Genomic DNA, 20,006 nt, shown 5'->3' on the forward strand with positions numbered 1-20,006 from the left:
GACTGTTCCGCCGTCCTGGCGCAAAACGGCTAGTTCGGCCAGGAAGGCCGCCTACCCACAAGGACGTCAACATGACCTATCGCATCGCGCGAGGCTTCAGCCTTTTCGAATCCCTGATCTGCCTCAGCATACTGAGTATCGTGGCCTCCCTGGCCGTCCCCGCCTTTGGGGGAATGCTGCAGCGCAATCGCCAGCAGCTGGCCATTCAGCAACTCAGGGAGACAGTCAACTTCGCACGGGCGGCTGCGATCAGTGGCCACGGCACTGTGTCCATCTGTCATGCACCGACCGGCGAGTGCGACAGCTCGAACCTCTGGTCGGCTACCACCCGCGTCTTCCGCGACTGGGATCGCGATGGCCTTCAATCAGTCGAAGAGCCCACCCTGCTGATCAGTCAGCTCCCCGAGGGACTGCACTGGCGGTGGAACAATTTCCGTACGCTACCTCATCTGACATTTTTAAACAGCGGCGTGACCGACGCCCTGAACGGCAGCTTCATCCTCTGCCAAGGCGCCGAGCCGCGCGCACGACTGGTCCTGAACAAGGCAGGGCGGATCGAGGTAGCGAATCTTCGCACCAGCGATCGCTGCGCCTGAACGCCCTGACCAAACACCTTCCCGTTTCGACCGGATATCCGCCGTACGCTGGTCCAGCCAGGCATGATCCCCCATGCTTGGCCTTCCAGCCCGGCGAAACCGACGATGCGGACCCAGTACGGCTTTACCCTGATCGAAACCCTGGTAGCGATCGCCATTCTGGCGATCGTGATCAGCATTGCTGCGCCGTCCTTTACCCGCATGCTGCAAAGTAATCGTGCAGCTGTTTTGAGTAATGAGTTGCTGGGCACCCTGCAACTCGCTCGGTCCGAAGCGCTCAAGCGGCGGACCAATGTAGTGCTCTGTCGCAGCACCGCAGGTAGCAGCGTTTGCGTGGACGGCGCGGACTGGTCATCTGGCTGGCGCCTGATGCAAGGCACCATCGTGTTACGAACCTGGGAACCTATCAGTGGTGGCACTCTCACGGGCCCGAGTACGGGCATGACCTATCAAAGCAATGGTCTCAGCGGTACTCAAGCAACGTTCACGATCACCACGGCATCCACATGCAGCCGTACCATCCAGGTCAGCGCAACCGGTAATGCCACGGTCAACGCGGATGGCTGCCCATGAGCGGGCGCGAACGGCAAAAGGGCGCCACCCTGATCGAGGTACTGGTCGCCATGCTCATCCTGGCGATCGGCTTACTGGGTCTGGCCGGCTTGCAGACAGTGAGCGTACAGAGCAACCAAGGCGCCTATTACCGCTCCCAGGCCACTATTCTGGCCAATGACATCGTTGATCGCATGCGCGCGAACCGAGTTGCAGCGCTGGCCAATCGGAGTAGCTATTCAGTGAGCTTTCCGACCTCAAAAAGCGATAACGCACTTTCAGGCTCAGCCGCCCAGCAAGACGTCAATGGCTGGCTGAACGCCCTGGCTTTGAGTCTCCCCCAAGGCACAGGCAGTCTGAGCCTGGACAACAGCAACGCAGTCGTCGTCACCATCTGCTGGAATGATCGCCGGGCCGCGATCAAATCAGCTCAAGCGGTGGCACCGACAAGCGACAGTTGCAGCAGCCCCGCCAGCAGCAACAGCAGTTTCGAGCTCTTTACCTACAGGACGCAGCTATGAGGCCCATCTTAGCCAAGCGGCAAGGCGGCCTTTCCATCATCGAACTGATGATAGCCCTGCTACTCGGGTTACTCTTGATGGGCGGCGTACTGCAGTTGTTCCTATCCTCCAAACGTACCTACCAGACCAATTCGGCATTGTCACAGGTGCAGGAGTCGGGACGGTTCGCTCTGGAGTTTCTCTCCTTCGATCTGCGTAACGCCGGTTATCGTGGGGGATGCCTGACAGCTCTCACCAGTCTGCTGCCGAACACCCTCACCCAACAAGCAGACGGCACAGACGATATCCGCTATGTCCTGACTACAGGTATTCAGGGCTGGAGCACCACGAGTGATACCAATAACCAGGCCCCGAACAAGACGCCCCCTTGGTTCAAGCCGACCTTCGATGCGCGCACGCCTGACTCGGATGTGGTCTTTCTTGCCCATGCGGTGACCCCTGCCGGGGTCTTGCTGACTGGCGCCACGGCAGATCGGATCTCGACCTCCGCCGGCCTGCCCCAGAATCGTCTGTTGGTCATCAGCGATCCATTGAGCTGCCATCTGTTCGCCAATCAGAGCACCGCCAACGACAGTCGCGTATCCCTGCCCAATGGCAAGACCTTTGCCCCACACGATTACGGCACCACCATAGCCAAGAACACCAGCAGCAGCACCAACCCCAGTACCAGCGGGGATATGGCGCAGCTGTTGCTCTATCAAAGTGTGGTGTATTACCTGCAGGACAATGCCGATACAGGTGTTCCCTCACTGTGGCGCAGGGTCTACGACGGCCGCAATCAACCAGCTGAAGAATTGATCAGTGGTATCCAGCGGCTCCAGATCCGTTATGCCACGGCGACCACTAGTGGCAGCCTTAGCACCTCGGGTACCGGTATCTATAAAGACGCCAGCGATATCACCGATTGGCAAAGCGTCGTCTCGGCCCGCATCCGTCTATTGGCGGTGAGTCGCGAGCGCAATGCCGTCTCGCCTAATCAGCAACTGGTCTTCAATGATCCTCCGGTCCAGGGTGTCGATCCGCTAACCATCGCCGATGGCCGCATTGGCCAGGTCTTCACCCTTACCGTCAGCATCCGAAATCATCTGCCATGAACCAGTTTCCTTCAGCACAGCGCGGCGCGATATTGATCGTCACCCTGGTGATGTTACTGCTCTTGACCCTGCTAGCCCTTGGCAGCATGCGCGGCACTACTCTGGAGGAGCGCATGGCCGGCAATCTGCGTGACGAAAGCCAAGCCTTCCAGGCCGCGGAGATGGGCCAACGAGTCGCCGAGGCGTGGGTAACGAACACAAGTATCGCGGCACTGCAGAACATGACGGCGCCTCGATCCGTAACCATCACTCCGCCAGAGCTGCAGTCGACCACCTACAGCATCGTGCCGCTGCCCGGGATCACGCTGCGAAGCGCGGGAGGAGATGTAGGTAGCAGCAAGCCCATTACTACCAGCGTCGTCCGTATCCTCAGCAAGGGTCAGGGTGCAGCTCAAGACTTGTCCTCCTCTGGCAACGGTCAGTCCGCCAGCACTGCAGCCAGTTCCAGCGTAGAAATCAGCACTCTTTACATCAGGCGTTAGGCCCGGAGATTTCCATGCGCCGATCTACTGCATCTTTCAGCCGCCTTCGCATTTCCGGCCTGTTGGCCTGTCTTGCCATAGCGCCACTGGCCCAGGCGATCGTCTCGCAATCGCCTCTGGTAACCGGTGGTGACATACCCGGCAGCCTGGCACTGGTCCCTTCGGTAGAGTGGCCTACGGTCCTTTCAGTAGCCAACCTTGGCAGCTATAGCTCTGCCAGTACCTACAGTGGCTATTTCGACTCTGACAAGTGCTATGTCTACAGTTACGCCAATGCGTCCAGTCAAGGCGGCACCAACTTGGATAACAGCTGGTTTGAGCCCCAAAGCGCGGCCAACGGCCATAAGTGCACTGGGGCCAGGCAGTGGAGCGGTAACTTTCTCAATTGGGCCGCGACACCTACCATCGATCCGTTTCGCAGTGCCCTGACGGGAGGCGCTCGCGTTAGGGATACCGCAACCCTTACGGTGCTTCAAAAAGCCCGGCACGATGGGCAGAATAGTGCAGGCAATCGCCTGAACACCAACCAGGGGATCATTCCCTCCGCCGAAATCGCCGGCGCAACGCCTTTCGCAGCCACCTGGGACAATCTCTATGTCCGGCTGGAAGGTCAGGGTTTCGACCTGCTGTTTTCCAATTGGAACGACCGCATTGGTGGCGGCGGCTCCGCGAACTATGGCTTTGGCAACAACTGGCCTGAGGTCTGGGTCGATCTGGATCCCAGCAATACGCGTCAATGGGATGGCAACAATCTTCGCAGAGACTACGATCCTGGAGGCAGAGCTGCCTATACCAACAGCGTCTATCGCGTACGCGTTCAGGTACGGGTTTGCAATCCGGCGGTGGGCATTGAAGCCAACTGCAAGCGTTATTCAAATACCAACTACAAGCCCGAAGGCTTGCTTCAACAGTATTCGGATCGACTGCGCTACTCGGTATTCAGCTATCTCAACGATTCCGATCAGCTTCGCGATGGCGGCGTACTTAGGGCCAACCAGGCATTCATCGGCCCGGTAAATCCCGACCAGAGCAGCAACTCCAGGGCGGAGTGGGACGCGACCACTGGTGTTCAAAGTATCAATCCTTCACCTACAGAAGCCAGCGATACACTGGGCACCAGTGGCATCACCAACAGTGGCGTCATCAATTACCTGAACAAGTTCGGCTCAATGCCCTATGACGCCCAGAAAAACTATCGAAATTTGAAGAGTATAGATCCGGTCAGCGAGCTCTATTACACAGCCATCCGCTACTTCAAGAATCAGGGCAACGTGGCCTCCTATAGCAATCTCACCGGGGACGCGACCAACCGTTATGCCCAAGCCGATGGCTTTCCAGTCGTTACCAGTTGGCGAGACCCCATCACCTATTCCTGCCAGAAGAACGTGATTCTGGGTATCGGAGATACCAATACCTGGCAAGACAAGAATCTCCCAGGAGGCGACACCTCCTCAGGTGGCGAACCCGCGAAGCCCGCCGAGGTGACAGCGGACACCACGGTGAATGTACAAACCGCTACTCAGAAAGTTGCCTCGCTGGAAAATATCACCATCAACACCCCCTTTACCGGGCGTGGGAACTCGGCCTATATCGCCGGCCTTGCCTACGATGCCCATACCCGAGATCAACGGCCGGATCTTGGCGGGAACCAAACGATATCCACCTATTGGATGGACGTTCGGGAAAACCAAACGCTCGCGGGGAAACGCCAGAACCAATACTGGCTTGCAGCCAAATATGGTGGCTTCGTAGTACCCAGCAACTTCGATCCCTATGCAACCACGACCACCCAGGCCAGCATCACCGAAAACCTTTGGACCACCAACGGCGAAACCTTGTCTACGGGAGACAAACGTCCGGACAACTTTTTCGTGGCCAGCGACGCTCAAGCCATGACCACCAGTCTGAAGAACGCCTTCGCCAAGATCGTCAGCGAAACCAGTAGCACCACTACCTCTCTGGGCGCCAACAGTGGCTCTTTGGAAACCGGCACCGCGTTCTACCAAGCGAACTTCAGTGCTCGTTACTGGAGCGGGGATCTGATTGCAAAGACCTTCAATACCGACGGCACCCTATCCGCCACCAGTTTCTGGAGCGCTGCGGCCAAGCTGGATGCCCAATCCTGGTCCACGCGCAAGATATTCACCATGGGGCCTTTCACGGGTACCAACCTGGTGTCGACGGACCGCCAGAACTTCGACTGGGACGGCATCAAAGCGCAAGGGCAGGCTGCGCTGCGTCGTAATACCGATGGCAGTCAAGCCAGTGAGGACGAGGGTAGACGGCGATTGGCCTATCTGCAGGGCAACCGCAGTGAGGAAACCGCCGCCTCCAGTCCCTTGCGTAAGCGTGCCAGCCGCCTGGGTGATATCGTCAATTCCGACCCACTGTTTGTGGGTCAGCCAGACTACGGCTATAACCTGCTGCCTAGCGCCCTGGGCGGCGACCAGTATCTCGCTTTCCGCCAGAGCACGGCCTACAAGAGCCGCACACCCTTGATCGTCGTCGGCGCCAACGATGGCATGCTGCATGGTTTTGATGCCAGCCTTACCGCCACGGGCGGAACCGAACTCTTTGCCTATGTGCCTCAGGCCGTGATGGGCAATCTCTACCGGCTAACCCAAAGCAACTACAGTCATAGATACTTCGTGGATGGCTCTCCGGCGACGTCTGACGTCTACTTCGGCGATAGCTGGCATACCCTGGTCGTAGGCACCACGGGGGCCGGTGGCAATGGAGTCTTCGCCCTGGATGTCACGAATCCCGGAGCCATGACGAATCAGGCAGCACTCTGGGAGTTTTCCTCTCCAGACATGCGCTATCCCATCCAGAAGCCCGCCATCGTCGCTCTACCCAATGGCAAATTCGGCGTCATCGTCACCAGCGGCTTTAGCGATAACGCTGTGACTTCAGGCAAGGTCTGGATTCTTGATGCCAGCAATGGCGAGGTACTCAAGACCTTTACCCTGACCACCACGGGCGGCCTAGGCGAGCCCCTGGCGATAGATCTGAACAATGATCGCGTCACCGATTATTTTTATGTGGGAGACACGGCGGGGAACCTATGGCGTTTCGATGTTTCCGGCTCTGATAGCTCGGCCTGGCAAACGCCTACCGCGCCCATGTTCATCGCGACTGCCGGCAACGCCAGCAACGCTGTTAGACAACCCATCACCGCGCCACTCAGCGCCGCCCTGAATACCGATGGCAAAGCCATCATCCTGTTTGGAACAGGTAGCTACTTTCAAGTAGGCGACAACAACCTGACGGGCACGCCCCGCATGGAAACCTTCTACGGAATCATTGATCGCGGTCAGACGGTTACTAGAAGCCAGCTGCTCGAGCAGAAAATCCTCAATGAGCGGACGGTTGGCACAAGAAAAGGACGTCGTGTTAGCACCATCGACCTTACCTCAACCCAAGCCGGCTGGTTCCTAGACCTGGTCTGGAAGAGCGCAAATGGCGGTCCGGGCACCCTGACGGGAGAAAGAGTGGTTTCGTCAAGCAGGCTGAACGGTGGTGCACTGGTATTCACGACCCTGACGCCTTCGAGCGACCCCTGCACCGGCGGCGGTACCAGCTGGACCATGGCGATCAATCCGTTGAATGGTGGTTCGCTGAAATACACCTATTTCGACCTGAATCAAGACAATCAACTGAACGATAGCGACAACGACACCTTGCTCGACGGAAACATACCGGACTCCGGCATGATAGATATCAATGGCGGTATTCTCAAAACACCTACCATATTGAATAGGGATACCCTGGCCGATGGTAGTCCTTCGCCTACGGACGTGCTTTATGACAGCCAGGGCAATCGCCTTGTCATTCCCAAGGGAACGAGGACATCAGGGCGAGTCTCCTGGCGAGAAATTAGGAATTGATCATGCCTTCATCCAACAAGTGGCCACATCGACCCAGACAGACTGGCTTCACGCTCATTGAACTGATGACCGTGGTGGCGATCGTGGGCATCCTGGCCGCCATCGCGTATCCGTCGTATCAGGAGCACATACGCAGGGCTAACAGAGCCGATGCCCAGGCTTCGCTCATGGAGTTGGCACAGTTCATGGAGCGAAGCTACACACGTCTGGGACGCTACACCACGGATGCGGCTGGTACGGCACCCGCCCTGCCGTTCACTACCGCTCCTAAGGATGGAGGGCGGCCCGTCTATGATTTGAGCCTGAGTGCGGTGACGGCTACTGACTACACCCTTCAGGCGACTCCTCGTGCAGGCGGCCCCATGGCCGGCGACAGGTGCGGGAATCTGACACTCACCAACACCGGCTTGAAGGGCCAAACCGGCCAAAACGTCACCACCGCCGACTGCTGGCGCCGCTAGGGCGCCAGCGACGCCCTATACCGCCTTTACCCTGAGCTCTCGCGGCAGGGTGAAGGTGATGTGTTCCGGCTCGCCTTCCAGCTCGACTTCATCGGTGGCGCCCCAGCTCTGCAGCTGGTCGATGACGCCGCGTACCAGGACCTCGGGGGCCGAGGCGCCGGCGGTGACGCCGATGCGCTGCACGCCTTCGAACCAGCTCTGCTGCAGGTCTTCGGCGCCGTCGATGAGATAGGCCGGGGTGCCCAGGCGTTCGGCGAGTTCGCGCAAGCGGTTGGAGTTGGAACTGCTGGGGCTGCCCACCACCAGCACCACGTCGCTTTCCAGCGCCAGGGTCTTCACGGCGTCCTGGCGGTTGGTGGTGGCGTAGCAGATGTCGTTCTTGCGCGGGCCATTGATGCGGGGAAACTTGGCGCGCAGGGCATCGATCACCTTGCGGGTGTCATCCATCGACAGGGTGGTCTGGGAGACATAGAACAGGGCTTCGGGGTTGCGCACCTCGAGCTTTTCCACGTCTTCCTCGTCTTCCACCAGGTAGATGGCACCGCCGGCACGATCATCGTACTGGCCCATGGTGCCCTCCACCTCCGGATGCCCGGCGTGGCCGATGAGGATGCACTCCTGGCCATCGCGGCTGTAGCGCGCGACCTCCATGTGCACCTTGGTCACCAGCGGACAGGTGGCGTCGAACACCTTCAGACCACGCTCGGCGGCCTCGCGGCGCACCGCCTGGGAGACGCCATGGGCGCTGAAGATGAGGATGACGTCGTCCGGTACGTCGGCCACGTCTTCGACGAAGACGGCGCCACGGGCGCGCAGGTTGTCGACCACGAACTTGTTGTGCACCACTTCGTGACGCACATAGATTGGCGGACCGAAAACGTCCAGCGCCCGGTCGACGATGTCGATGGCGCGGTCCACGCCGGCGCAGAAGCCGCGGGGATTGGCGAGCTTGATCTGCATAGGCTCCTCTGCCCGCTTCACGGGCGGCGTTGGATCAATGGGAGACGGCAGGCTCGATGGCCAGGATTTCCACGTCGAAGGTCAGCACACGGCCGGCCAGCGGGTGGTTGAAGTCGATGATCACCTGCTCGTCGTCGTAGCTCTTGACCACGCCAGGCATCTCGCCACCGGCGGCGTCGCTGAAGATGATCAGCAGGCCGGGCGACAGCTCCATGTCACTGAAGTCGTCCCGCGCCATGGTCTGCAGGTTGCCATCGTTGGGCTGGCCGAAGCCGCGCTCCGGCGGAATGGTCAGGCTGGTCTTGGTACCGGCCTCCAGGCCGAACAGCGCCTGCTCGAAACCGGGCAGGAGATTGCCGTCGCCGACGGTGAAGGTGGCCGCCGCCTTGTCGAAGGTACTGTCCACCACGTCGCCATTCTGCAGCTTGATGGCGAAGTGCAGGGTGACCCGGGTATCCGGGCCGATGGTGATCTCAGCCATGGGCTTCCTCGGGCTTCTTCTTGCGGAACATGTCCAGGGCCAGCATCACGGCACCGACGGTGATGGCGCTGTCGGCCAGGTTGAAGGCCGGGTAGTACCACTCCTGGCGCCAGTGCACCAGGATGAAGTCGATGACGTGGCCCAGGACCAGGCGGTCATAGAGATTGCCCAGCGCACCACCAAGGATCAGGGCCAGGGCGATGGCGGTCCAGGTGTCGTTGCGCAGGCGCTTAAGCCAGACCACCAGGACCACGCTCACTACGGCGGCGATGCCGGCGAAGAACCAACGCTGCCAACCGGAGTGATCGGCCAGGAAGCTGAAGGCGGCGCCCGGGTTGTAGGCCAGGGTCCAGCTGAGGATGTCCGGAATCACCGGCACCTTCTGGTAGAGCGACAGGTTGGCCTGGAAGTAGAGCTTGGTCAGCTGATCCAGCAGGATCACCAGCACACTCAGGGCCAACCAGGGCAAGGCACCGAAACGCGAGGCGTCACGCATGCTCGCGCACCTCGCCGGCACCGTAGACGTTGGTCACGCAGCGCTCGCAGATCTCCGGATGCGCGGCATCCTGGCCGACGCTGTGGCTGTGGTGCCAGCAGCGGGCGCACTTGGGTGCCTCGGACTTGCGGACCACCAGCTTGAGGCCGCTCAGTTCGCTGGCCACGGCGCCTTCCGGAGCCTTTTCCAGGGGCTGGACAGCTGCCTGGGACGAGATCAGCACGAATCTGAGTTCGTTGCCCAGGGCTTCCAGCACGGTCTGCAGGGCGCTGTCGGCGTAGAGGGTGATCTCCGCCTGCAGGCTGCCGCCCAGGGTCTTGGCGGCGCGCTGGTTCTCCAGCTCCTTGTTGACCGCGGCCTTGACCGCCATCACCTGATCCCAGTAGGCACGATCCAGGGTCGCGCCCTCGGGCAGGGCGAAAAGGCCGTCGTACCAGGTGGTCAGCATCACCGACTCTTCCCGCTCGCCCGGCAGGTACTGCCAGATCTCGTCGGCGGTAAAGGAGAGGATAGGCGCGATCCAGCGCACCAGAGCCTCGGCGATCAGATACAGCGCGGTCTGGCAGGAACGCCGTGGCAGGCTGTCGGCGCCAGTGGTGTACTGGCGGTCCTTGATGATGTCGAGGTAGAAGCCGCCCAGCTCCTGCACGCAGAAGTTGTGCACCTTCTGGTAGACGTTGAGGAAGCGGTACTCGGCGTAGGCCTGCTCGATTTCCTGTTGCAGCAGCAGCGCACGATCCACCGCCCAGCGATCCAGGTCGATCATGTCCTCGGAAGCGACCCGGTTGACCGCCGGATCGAAGCCGGAGAGGTTGGAGAGCAGGAAGCGCGCGGTATTGCGGATGCGCCGATAGGAGTCGGCGCTGCGCTGCAGGATCTGGTCGGAAACCGCCATCTCGCCGGTGTAGTCGGTGGAGGCGACCCAGAGGCGCAGGATGTCGGCGCCCAGGCTGTCGATGACCTTTTGTGGGGCGACCACGTTGCCCAGCGACTTGGATTGCTTGCGGCCCTGCTCGTCCACGGTGAAGCCGTGGGTCAGCAGTTCCTTGTAGGGCGCATGGCCGTCGATGGCGCAACCGGTCAGCAGCGAGGAGTGGAACCAGCCACGGTGCTGGTCGGAGCCTTCCAGGTAGAGATCGGCCGCCGGGCCCTGGTCATGGGCCAGCTCGGCATGGGAGCCGCGCAGCACGTGCCAGTGGGTGGTGCCGGAATCGAACCAGACGTCGAGGGTGTCGCGACTCTTGTCGTACTGACCGGCTTCTTCGCCGAGCAGTTCAGCGGGATCGAGCTTGAACCAGGCTTCGATGCCCTCGCGCTCGACGCGCTGGGCGACGGCTTCCATCAGCTCGACGGTACGCGGATGCAGCTCGCCGCTTTCCTTGTGGGTGAAGAAGGGAATCGGTACGCCCCAGTTGCGCTGGCGCGAGATGCACCAGTCGGGCCGGCCGGCAATCATGCCGTGCAGCCGCGCCTGGCCCCAGGCCGGGACGAACTGGGTCTGCTCGATGGCCGCCAGGGAACGCTCGCGCAGGGTGGCGCCCTCGTTGGGCTGCTTGTCCATGCCGACGAACCACTGGGCGGTGGCGCGATAGATCAGCGGGGTCTTGTGGCGCCAGCAGTGCATGTAGCTGTGGTTGATCGCCTCGTGCTTGAGCAGGGCGCCCGCCTCTTCCAGGGCGCCGACGATGACCGGGTTGGCCTTCCAGATGAACTGGCCGCCAAACAGCGGCAGCGACTCTGCGTAGACACCGTTGCTCTGCACCGGATTGAGGATGTCGTCGTTGCTCAAGCCGTACTGCTTGCAGATGCGGAAGTCGTCCTCACCGTAGGCAGGCGAGCAGTGCACGATACCCGTACCGGCGCCCAGCTCGACGTATTCGGCCAGGTAGATGGGCGACAGGCGCTCGTACAATGGATGACGGAAGTTGATCAGCTCCAGGGCGGTTCCCGGGGCAGTGGCGATCACCTCGCCCTGCAGGCCGTAGCGCGCCAGGCAGTTTTCCACCAGCTCTTCGGCCAGCAGCAGCAGGCGATCACCGACGTCCACCAGCGCATAGGTGAATTCGGGATGCACGTTGAGCGCCTGGTTGGCCGGGATGGTCCAGGGGGTGGTGGTCCAGATGACGATGGCGGCGGGCTTGGCCAGCGCTTCGAGGCCGAAGGCGGCTGCCAGCTTGTCGGCATCGGCGACCGGGAAGGCCACGTCGATGGCGTCGGAACGCTTGTCCTGGTACTCCACCTCGGCCTCGGCCAGGGCCGAGCCGCAGTCGAAGCAGAAGTTGACCGGCTTGAGGCCCTTGAAGACGAAGCCCTTCTTGACCAGTTCGCCCAGGGCGCGGATCTCGCCGGCCTCGTTGGCGAAGTTCATGGTCAGGTAGGGATTGCTCCAGTCACCCAGTACGCCCAGGCGGACGAAGCCGGCCTTCTGCTCTTCGATCTGCTCGCTGGCATAGGCGCGGCAGCGCTCGCGGGTCAGATCCGCCGGCTGATTCTTGCCGAAGGTGGTCTCCACCTTGTGCTCGATGGGCAGGCCATGGCAGTCCCAGCCCGGCACATAGGGGGCATCGAAGCCGGCCAGGGTCTTGGACCGGGTGATGATGTCCTTGAGGATCTTGTTCAGCGCATGACCGATGTGGATGCTGCCGTTGGCATAGGGCGGACCGTCATGCAGGATGAAGGTCGGACGGCCCTTGCCGATGGCGCGCAGCTTCCCGTACAGGTCGATGTCCTGCCAGCGCTTGAGCGCTTCCGGCTCGCGCTGCGGCAGGCCGGCTTTCATCGGGAATGCCGTTTCCGGCAGGTTGAGCGTCGCTTTGTAATCGGTCATGTCAGTCCAGGCTCGTTGACGGTTGCCCCTGCCAGTAGGCGCGGGCCGTGGCGACGTCCGCTTCGATCGCCGCCTTGAGGGCCTCCAGAGAGGCGAATTTCTGTTCGTCGCGGACCTTCTGCACGAAGGTCACGCTGAGGTGGCGGCCATAGAGGTCGCCGGCAAAGTCCAGCAGATGGATCTCCAGGTGCGGACGACCATCGCCCTGCACCGTCGGCCGCTGGCCGATATTGGCCACGCCCGGCACCACCCGCCCATCGATCAGGCTGCTGACCAGATAGACGCCGCGCAACGGCGGTCGACGCCGCTTGAGCTGGACGTTGGCCGTGGGCCAGCCCAGCTGACGCGCCAGCTTCTGGCCGTGCAAGACCCGTCCCGAGAGGCTGTAGGGCCGGCCCAGCATGCGCGCGGCCAGGGCCAGATCGCCGTCGGCCAGGGCCTGGCGGATCAGGGTACTGCTCACCCGCAGGCCGTCCAGCTCGACGGTGGTGGCGGCTTCCAGGGTGAAGCCGTGGTCGCGGGCAGCCAGATTCAGGTAGGTGAAGTCGCCGGCGCGGTCGCAGCCGAAGCGGAAATCGTCACCGATCTCCAGGTGTTTCACCCCCAGGCCTTCCACCAGCACCTGCTGGACGAAGGCCTCGGCAGACAACTCGCGCAGCCGCCGATTGAAGTTCAGGCAGAGCACGTTGTCGACGCCCAGGCGCGCGAAGCATTCCAGCTTCTCGCGCAGGCGGGTCAGACGCACCGGCGCGATATCGGGCAGGAAGAATTCCCGCGGCTGAGGTTCGAAGATCACCACGCAACTGGGCACCCCGAGCTCCGCCGCCCGCTCACGCAGCCGCGCGAGGATGGCCTGGTGCCCCAGGTGAACCCCGTCGAAGTTGCCAATGGTGGCAACGCAGCCCTTGGGAAAGGCGTCGAGATGATGGAGACCACGAAACAGCTGCATGGGTAGGTATTGCTCAGAAATTAATCGATTATATCCGGATGCCCGCCGCGAGGACAGGCGCACACCCGGTCTTGTGCAATCACAGCACCGCGCGCCGATTGAAGTCGCGCACGCGGAAGCCGAGCAGGAAGAGACTGGCGAAATAGGCCAGCACCCCCGCCGCGACCAGCCCGCCCAGACGCAGCAGGCGCTGCCACATCAGTCCTTCGCTCCAGCTGGGCAACAGCTGCATCAGGCCGACCAGGACGGCGGTCATCACCGCCACCGCGATCAGCAGTCGCAGCAGGAAGCCTGTCCAGCCTGCCTGGGGGATGAACAGGTTATGGCGGCGCAGTTGCCAGAATAAAAGGCCGGCGTTGAGACAGGCCGCCAGGCCTATGGCCAGGGCCAGGCCGACATGCTGCAGCGGACCGATCAGGATCAGGTTGAGCACCTGGGTCACCGCCAGGGTGAAGAGCGCGATCTTCACCGGGGTCTTGATGTTCTGCTGGGCATAGAAGCCCGGCGCCAGCACCTTGACCAGGATGATGCCGAGCAGCCCCACGGCATAGGCGACCAGTGCCCGCTGGGTCATCAGGGCGTCATGGGCATCGAAACGGCCGTACTGGAACAGCGAGACGGTCAGAGGCTCGGACAGCAGCGCCAGGGCCGCCGAGCAGGGCAGCACCAGCAGGAAGCACAGTCGCAGGCCCCAGTCGAGCAGCCGGGAGTATTCCTGGCGATCGGCCTTGGCGTAGGTGCGCGACAGCGCCGGCAGCAGGATGGTCCCCAGCGCCACGCCGAGCACCCCCGAGGGCAGCTCCATCAGGCGATCGGCGTAGTACATCCAGGACACCGAGCCGGCCGCCAGGAAGGAGGCGAAGATGGTGTTGATGATCAGCGAAATCTGGCTGACCGAGACTCCGAGGATCGCCGGCCCCATCTGCTTCATGACCCGCCAGACGCCGCTGTCACGCAGATTCAGTCGCGGCAGCACCAGCATGCCGATGCGCTTGAGATGCGGCAGCTGATAGAGGAACTGCGCCAGGCCACCCACCAGGGTCGCCCAGGCCATGGCCATGATCGGCGGATCGAAATAGGGGGTCAGGAACAGCGCGAAGACGATCATGCTGACGTTGAGCAGGGTCGGCACGAAGGCCGGCACGCTGAACCTGTTCCAGGTGTTGAGCACGGCCCCGGCCAGGGACGCCAGGGAGATCAGCAGGATGTAGGGAAAGGTCACCCGCAGCAGGCTGGAGGTGAGGGCGAATTTCTCCGGGGTATCGGCGAAACCCGGCGCGGTGATCCAGATCACCAGGGGCGCAGCCAGCATGCCCAGCAGCGTGACCACCGCCAGCACCAGGGTCAGCAGGCCACTGACGTAGGCCAGGAAAGTGCGGGTGGCCTCCTCGCCTTGCTGGGCCTTGTATTCGGCGAGGATGGGGACGAACGCCTGGGAAAAGGCCCCTTCGGCGAAGATGCGGCGCAGCAGGTTGGGCAGCTTGAAGGCGACGAAAAAGGCGTCGGTGGCCATGCCGGCGCCAAAGGTGCGGGCGACGATGGTGTCGCGCACGAAACCCAGCACGCGGGACAGCATGGTCATGGAGCTGACGGCGGCCAGGGACTTGAGCAGATTCATGGCAGGGAGAGGACTCGGTGAACGCAGCGGGACGTGACAGAGGATGCGCGTGAGCGCAGTCGCGCGATGGGCACAAGCGATCGAGTGTAACGAGGCCCTTCATCGGCGACCAGCCGGATATCCATCCAGACAGCCTTGACAGGCGCCGCCAGGGACGTCAAGATTCGCGACCTTAATTTAGCTCTGTACTTGCTACAGAGTTCGCTCTGTACCCAATACAGTCTTTTTCGAAGGAGCTCCACGGTGGCTAACTCCCCCTCCGCCAAAAAACGCGCCAAACAGGCTGAGAAGCGTCGCAGCCACAATGCGAGCCTGCGCTCCATGGTGCGTACCTACATCAAGAACGTCGTCAAGGCGATCGAAGCCAAGGACCTGGAAAAAGCCAAGTCCGCTTATGTTGCTGCCGTTCCGGTCATCGACCGCATGGCCGACAAGGGCATCATCGACAAGAACAAGGCCGCTCGCCACAAGAGCCGCCTGAACGCTCACATCAAGGCCCTGGCTACCCCCGCCGCTGCCTGATAAGCGTTCAAGTAAAAAACCGGCTTCGGCCGGTTTTTTATTGCCTGGGATTCGGGAATCCAACGCCTCCGGAGAGGCGCCAGGATCGATGATCGTCAGACCAGGACGAGGTTGTCCCGGTGAATCAGCTCGGGCTCGTAGACATAGCCCAGCTCAACCACGATGGCATCCGAAGGCCGCCCCAGGATGCGCTGCGCCTCGGTCGCACTGTAGTTTACGAGGCCACGCGCCACCTCACGCCCGTCCGGACCGACGCAGGCAACCATCTCGCCGCGCCGGAAGCTGCCTTCCAGCGCTCGCACGCCCACCGGCAGCAGACTGCGATGACCGCCCACCAGGGCCTCCACCGCACCGGCATCCAGGCGCAGGGTGCCACGCACCTGCAGATGCCCCGCCAGCCACTGCTTGCGCGCCGCCACCAGGCCACGCTCGGGTGACAGCAGGGTACCCAGCTGTTCGCCCTGCTGCAGGCGACTGAGCACCTGCTGGATCCGCCCGCCGACGATGACGGTATAGGCACCGGAGCGCGCCGCCAGACGCGCAGCACGCAGCTTGGTCTGCATGCCGCCACGCCCCAGGGCACCGCCGGTACCGCCGGCGACCAGATCCAGGGCCGGATCGTCGGCGCGCGCCTCGCTGATGAGACTGGCGTCGGGATTGTTGCGCGGATCGGCATCGAACATGCCATCGCGATCGGTGAGGATGACCAGCAGATCGGCTTCGACCAGGTTGGCCACCAGGGCAGCCAGGGTGTCGTTGTCGCCGAAGCGGATCTCGTCGGTGACGACGGTATCGTTCTCGTTGATCACCGGCACCACACCCAGGCTCACCAGGGTGCGCAGGGTGCTGCGGGCATTGAGGTAGCGCTTGCGATCGGACAGGTCGTCATGGGTGAGCAGGATCTGCGCGGTCTGCACCTGATGCTCGGCAAAACTGGATTCCCAGGCCTGCACCAGCCCCATCTGCCCTACCGCCGCGGCCGCCTGCAACTCGTTGATGGCGGTCGGACGCTGCGCCCAGCCGAGCCGACTCATACCGGCCGCCACCGCACCCGAGGACACCAGCACCAGCTCGATGCCCGCCTGGTGCAGGGCCACCATCTGCTCGACCCAGCCAGCCATGGCCCCGCCATCCAGACAACGCCCGTCGTCGGTCAGCAGGGCACTGCCGATCTTCACTACCCAGCGCTGGGCGCCAGACACCTGATCACGCATGGGCAAGCTCCTTTCTTACCGTACGTAGAAGATTTCCGGACCGTCGCCGTCGTCTTCGTCATCATCGAAGTCGTCGTCTTCGTCCACCGCCTTGACGCCCGAACGGCGCAGGGCCCGCTGGTCGTCCAGCGCCTGCAGACGCGCCCGCGCCTCGTCCTCGATGCGCTGATCGAGTTCTTCCAGCGCCTCGGCATAGGCCGGGTCCTCGGCGAGACGCAGGGTCCGCTCGTCGAGATACTGCATGATGGCCTGACAGAGCTGCTCGGTGCCTTCCCGCTCCAGGGCGGAGATGACGAAGACCGGACCCTGCCAGCCCAGACGCTCGACCACCGCCTTGAGGCGCTCTTCGCGCTCGTCATCGAGCAACTGGTCGGCCTTGTTCAGCACCAGCCAGCGGTCACGCTCGCCCAGCGCCGGGCTGAACTTGGTCAGCTCGTTGATGATGGTCTCGGCAGCCTCGGCCGGATCGCTTTCATCCAGGGGCGCCATGTCGACGAGGTGCAGCAGCAGGCGGGTCCGCGCCAGGTGCTTGAGGAAGCGGATTCCCAGGCCGGCGCCTTCGGACGCTCCTTCGATCAGCCCCGGGATGTCGGCGACCACGAAGCTCTTGAAGCGCCCCACGCTGACCACGCCCAGGTTGGGCACCAGGGTGGTGAAGGGATAGTCCGCGACCTTGGGCTTGGCGGCCGAGACCGCGCGGATGAAGGTGCTCTTGCCGGCATTGGGCAGGCCGAGCAGACCGATGTCCGCCAGCACCTTGAGCTCCAGCTTGAGATCGCGCTCTTCGCCGGGTTTGCCCGGGGTGGTCTGCCGCGGTGCGCGGTTGGTGCTGGACTTGAACCGGGTGTTGCCCAGGCCGTGCCAGCCACCCTGGACGACGCGGATGCGCTGACCGGGCTGGGTCAGGTCACCGATGATCTCCTGGGTCGCCGCATCGATCACTGTGGTGCCCACGGGGACCGGCAGCACCAGGTCTTCACCCTTGGCGCCGGTGCACTCGGTGCTCCCGCCCTTCTCACCGTTCTGCGCGGTGAAACGTCGGGTGTAACGGTAATCGACCAGGGTGTTCAGGTTGATGTCGGCTTCGAGCCAGATCGACCCGCCATCGCCGCCGTCACCGCCATTGGGGCCACCCTTCTCGATGAATTTCTCCCGGCGGAAACTCATCATGCCGTTGCCGCCGTCACCCGCTTTTACGTGTATGGATACTTCATCGACGAATTTCATCTGGACCTCCCGCGCTCGCGGGCCGCTGCAAACAAGGAAATAGCTTAACTACAAACGAAAAAGCCCCGTCGGGTAGACAGGGCTTTTCTTTCGTCACGGGCCTTAGGCGGCGGCGACGATGCTCACGTAACGACGGCCGAAGGCGCCCTTCACGTCGAACTTGATCACGCCGTCCACTTTCGCGAACAGGGTGTGATCCTTGCCGAGGCCCACGCCGTAACCGGCATGGTACTGGGTGCCGCGCTGACGCACGATGATGTTGCCGGCCTTGACGACCTGGCCGCCGTACAGCTTCACGCCAAGGCGTTTGCTTTCGGAATCGCGACCGTTACGAGTAGAACCACCCGCTTTTTTGTGTGCCATGAGTCAATTCTCCGTTAGAGGCGAGATCAGGCCTGGATGCCAGTGATCTTGATTTCGGTGAACCACTGACGGTGGCCCTGACGCTTCATGTGATGCTTACGACGACGGAATTTGATGATGGTGACCTTGTCGTGACGGCCCTGGGCGGTCACTTCGGCGGTCACTTTGGCACCATCAACGACCGGCAGACCGATCTTGACGTCGTCACCGTTGCCAACCAGCAGAACCTGGTCGAAGGTGACGGTTTCACCGGTGGCGATGTCGAGCTTCTCGACCTTCAGGTATTCGCCTTCGGCGACCTTGTATTGCTTGCCACCGGTAACGATAACTGCGTAGGACATGGTAAATCTCCGTTAAACCTGCTCACCCGGTGCTTTATAGGAGGTATCGTCGACCGGCATGGCTGCACGGGACCGGAAGGACCACCGCGCAATTGCGTAAGACAGGGGGTTAACCCTAGGAATGTTCAGGGCCCGCGATTCTACGCAAGCCGGGGCCGGGAGGCAAGAGCCGCCCGCCCGCGCCTTGACAGCCCCCCACCCCACCCCTAGCATGCCGCGCAACCTCGTTCAGCGGCCATGCCGGGCCGGTGCCCAGCCGAATCGGCATGAGCGGCGAGCCGCGGGAGCGCGATGGCAATCCCTGGGCATGGCACTTGTGCCGGTCCCTAGGGCATAGTCTGGCGGTCATGCGCCATCCGGCCGCTTGAATATTGCCCGGACCTCCAGTGGACACCTCTCAATGACGCAGCAATCCCAGTCCTTCTATCGCGTGGTGACGGACGATTTCGCCGCCGTAGACGGCATCATCCGCCAGCAGCTGACCTCGCGCGTGCCGCTGGTCGAGAAGATTGGCGACTACATCGTCTCCGCGGGTGGCAAGCGCCTGCGTCCGCTGCTGGTCCTGCTGGCCGGCAAGGCGCTCGGGCGCGCCGATCACGATCTGCAGCTGCTGGCGGCGACCATCGAATTCCTGCACACCTCCACCCTGCTGCACGACGATGTCGTCGATGCCTCGGGAATGCGCCGTGGCCGCTCCACCGCCAACGCCCTCTGGGGCAACGCCCCCAGCGTCCTGGTGGGCGATTTCCTCTATGCCCGCTCCTTCGAGATGATGGTGGCGCTCGGCTCCATGGAAGTGATGCGCATCATCTCCCAGGCCACCCGCGTCATCGCCGAGGGCGAGGTGCTGCAGCTGTCGAAGATCCGCGACGCCAGCACCACCGAAGAGATCTACATGGAAGTCATCCGCGGCAAGACCGCCATGCTCTTCGAAGCCTCCACCCACAGCGCGGCGATCCTGGCCGGCGCCAGCGCCGAACAGGCCGACGCCCTGCGCCGCTATGGCGATCATCTGGGCGTGGCCTTCCAGCTGGTCGACGACCTGCTGGACTACCAGGGCGACGCCGTCGCCCTGGGCAAGAACGTCGGTGACGATCTGGCCGAGGGCAAGCCGACCCTGCCGCTGATCGTGACCATGCGCGAAGGCACTGCCGAACAGGCCGCCCTGGTACGCCAGGCGATCCGCCAGGGCGGCAGCCAGGACCTGGAAGGCGTGCGCGCCGCCGTCGAAGCCGCTGGCGCCCTCGACTACACCGCACGCAAGGCCCAGGAATTCGCCGAGCGGGCGATCGCCTGCCTGGACGCCCTGCCCGCCAGCGAATATCGCGATGCCCTGGCCGACCTGGGTCGCTTCTCGGTGGCCCGTACCCACTGACGCCTGCACCGTTCGATCAAGCCCGCCGTCGCCAGACCGC

General features: G+C 62.5%; 19 protein-coding genes. 9 read left to right on the plus strand and 10 right to left on the minus strand.

Annotated elements, in window-relative coordinates:
* Window positions 1–71 precede the first annotated feature (71 nt).
* The 7 genes from PSEK12I1_RS0105010 (at window position 72) to PSEK12I1_RS0105035 (ending at window position 7,593) form a co-directional block, all read left to right on the plus strand.
* On the plus strand, window positions 72–596 hold the full coding sequence (locus PSEK12I1_RS0105010; protein ID WP_027600855.1) for a GspH/FimT family pseudopilin: 525 nt from the start codon (window positions 72–74) through the stop codon (window positions 594–596).
* A 63-nt stretch (window positions 597–659) separates the two neighbouring features.
* Complete coding sequence (locus PSEK12I1_RS24245) at window positions 660–1,169, plus strand: GspH/FimT family pseudopilin (RefSeq protein WP_231500980.1); 510 nt, start codon at window positions 660–662, stop codon at window positions 1,167–1,169.
* Window positions 1,166–1,669: a type IV pilus modification protein PilV gene (pilV, locus tag PSEK12I1_RS23545; protein WP_028700280.1), complete on the plus strand. Its 504-nt coding sequence runs from the start codon at window positions 1,166–1,168 to the stop codon at window positions 1,667–1,669. Before PSEK12I1_RS24245 ends, pilV begins: the two co-directional genes overlap by 4 nt.
* Window positions 1,666–2,763 (plus strand): PilW family protein, encoded by a 1,098-nt coding sequence (locus tag PSEK12I1_RS0105020; protein WP_027600856.1) that lies wholly within the window; start codon window positions 1,666–1,668, stop codon window positions 2,761–2,763. Before pilV ends, PSEK12I1_RS0105020 begins: the two co-directional genes overlap by 4 nt.
* Window positions 2,760–3,245 (plus strand): PilX N-terminal domain-containing pilus assembly protein, encoded by a 486-nt coding sequence (locus tag PSEK12I1_RS23550; protein ID WP_028700279.1) that lies wholly within the window; start codon window positions 2,760–2,762, stop codon window positions 3,243–3,245. The genes PSEK12I1_RS0105020 and PSEK12I1_RS23550 overlap by 4 nt, the downstream gene beginning before the upstream one ends.
* Window positions 3,246–3,259: 14 nt before the next feature.
* On the plus strand, window positions 3,260–7,132 hold the full coding sequence (locus PSEK12I1_RS23555; RefSeq protein ID WP_051399081.1) for a pilus assembly protein: 3,873 nt from the start codon (window positions 3,260–3,262) through the stop codon (window positions 7,130–7,132).
* A 2-nt stretch (window positions 7,133–7,134) separates the two neighbouring features.
* The gene (locus tag PSEK12I1_RS0105035; RefSeq protein WP_027600857.1) at window positions 7,135–7,593 is read left to right on the plus strand and encodes a type IV pilin protein; all 459 of its coding nucleotides are present in this window, start codon (window positions 7,135–7,137) and stop codon (window positions 7,591–7,593) included.
* Window positions 7,594–7,608: 15 nt separating this feature from the next.
* Here the strand turns inward: PSEK12I1_RS0105035 and ispH are convergent, their stop codons facing one another.
* The 6 genes from ispH to murJ form a co-directional block, all read right to left on the minus strand.
* Entirely contained in the window at window positions 7,609–8,553 is a 945-nt protein-coding gene (gene ispH / locus PSEK12I1_RS0105040) for a 4-hydroxy-3-methylbut-2-enyl diphosphate reductase (RefSeq protein ID WP_007160801.1), read from the minus strand.
* A 34-nt stretch (window positions 8,554–8,587) separates the two neighbouring features.
* A complete protein-coding gene (locus tag PSEK12I1_RS0105045) occupies window positions 8,588–9,034 on the minus strand; it encodes a peptidylprolyl isomerase (RefSeq protein ID WP_027600858.1) in 447 nt (148 codons plus the stop codon).
* Window positions 9,027–9,530 carry a signal peptidase II gene (gene lspA / locus PSEK12I1_RS0105050; protein WP_027600177.1) on the minus strand — a complete coding sequence of 168 codons (504 nt, stop codon included), beginning with the start codon at window positions 9,528–9,530 and terminating at the stop codon, window positions 9,027–9,029. The genes PSEK12I1_RS0105045 and lspA overlap by 8 nt, the downstream gene beginning before the upstream one ends.
* Window positions 9,523–12,357: an isoleucine--tRNA ligase gene (ileS, locus tag PSEK12I1_RS0105055; RefSeq protein ID WP_027600859.1), complete on the minus strand. Its 2,835-nt coding sequence runs from the start codon at window positions 12,355–12,357 to the stop codon at window positions 9,523–9,525. Before ileS ends, lspA begins: the two co-directional genes overlap by 8 nt.
* Before the next feature lies 1 nt (window position 12,358).
* The gene (gene ribF, locus PSEK12I1_RS0105060) at window positions 12,359–13,306 is read right to left on the minus strand and encodes a bifunctional riboflavin kinase/FAD synthetase (RefSeq protein WP_007160797.1); all 948 of its coding nucleotides are present in this window, start codon (window positions 13,304–13,306) and stop codon (window positions 12,359–12,361) included.
* A gap of 79 nt (window positions 13,307–13,385) precedes the next feature.
* Window positions 13,386–14,924: a murein biosynthesis integral membrane protein MurJ gene (murJ, locus tag PSEK12I1_RS0105065; protein ID WP_027600860.1), complete on the minus strand. Its 1,539-nt coding sequence runs from the start codon at window positions 14,922–14,924 to the stop codon at window positions 13,386–13,388.
* 243 nt (window positions 14,925–15,167) lie between these two features.
* Here murJ and rpsT point away from each other — a divergent pair, with 243 nt between their 5' ends.
* Window positions 15,168–15,446, plus strand: coding sequence for a 30S ribosomal protein S20 (rpsT, locus tag PSEK12I1_RS0105070; RefSeq protein ID WP_007160795.1), 279 nt, complete (start codon window positions 15,168–15,170; stop codon window positions 15,444–15,446).
* A gap of 95 nt (window positions 15,447–15,541) precedes the next feature.
* Here the strand turns inward: rpsT and proB are convergent, their stop codons facing one another.
* From proB to rplU, 4 genes are all read right to left on the minus strand, one after another.
* Window positions 15,542–16,660: a glutamate 5-kinase gene (proB, locus tag PSEK12I1_RS0105075; protein ID WP_007160794.1), complete on the minus strand. Its 1,119-nt coding sequence runs from the start codon at window positions 16,658–16,660 to the stop codon at window positions 15,542–15,544.
* 15 nt (window positions 16,661–16,675) lie between these two features.
* Window positions 16,676–17,887: an Obg family GTPase CgtA gene (gene cgtA / locus PSEK12I1_RS0105080; protein WP_027600861.1), complete on the minus strand. Its 1,212-nt coding sequence runs from the start codon at window positions 17,885–17,887 to the stop codon at window positions 16,676–16,678.
* A 102-nt stretch (window positions 17,888–17,989) separates the two neighbouring features.
* Complete coding sequence (rpmA, locus tag PSEK12I1_RS0105085) at window positions 17,990–18,250, minus strand: 50S ribosomal protein L27 (RefSeq protein WP_007160792.1); 261 nt, start codon at window positions 18,248–18,250, stop codon at window positions 17,990–17,992.
* Between the two features lie 26 nt (window positions 18,251–18,276).
* A complete protein-coding gene (gene rplU / locus PSEK12I1_RS0105090) occupies window positions 18,277–18,591 on the minus strand; it encodes a 50S ribosomal protein L21 (RefSeq protein WP_007160791.1) in 315 nt (104 codons plus the stop codon).
* A gap of 400 nt (window positions 18,592–18,991) precedes the next feature.
* Between rplU and PSEK12I1_RS0105095 the strand changes: the two genes are divergently transcribed.
* On the plus strand, window positions 18,992–19,966 hold the full coding sequence (locus PSEK12I1_RS0105095) for a polyprenyl synthetase family protein (RefSeq protein ID WP_027600172.1): 975 nt from the start codon (window positions 18,992–18,994) through the stop codon (window positions 19,964–19,966).
* Window positions 19,967–20,006 lie beyond the last annotated feature (40 nt).

Origin of the sequence: Pseudomonas sp. MOIL14HWK12:I1, assembly GCF_000510705.1 — a bacterium.
Classification (GTDB): Bacteria; Pseudomonadota; Gammaproteobacteria; order Pseudomonadales; family Pseudomonadaceae; genus Chryseomonas; species Chryseomonas oryzihabitans.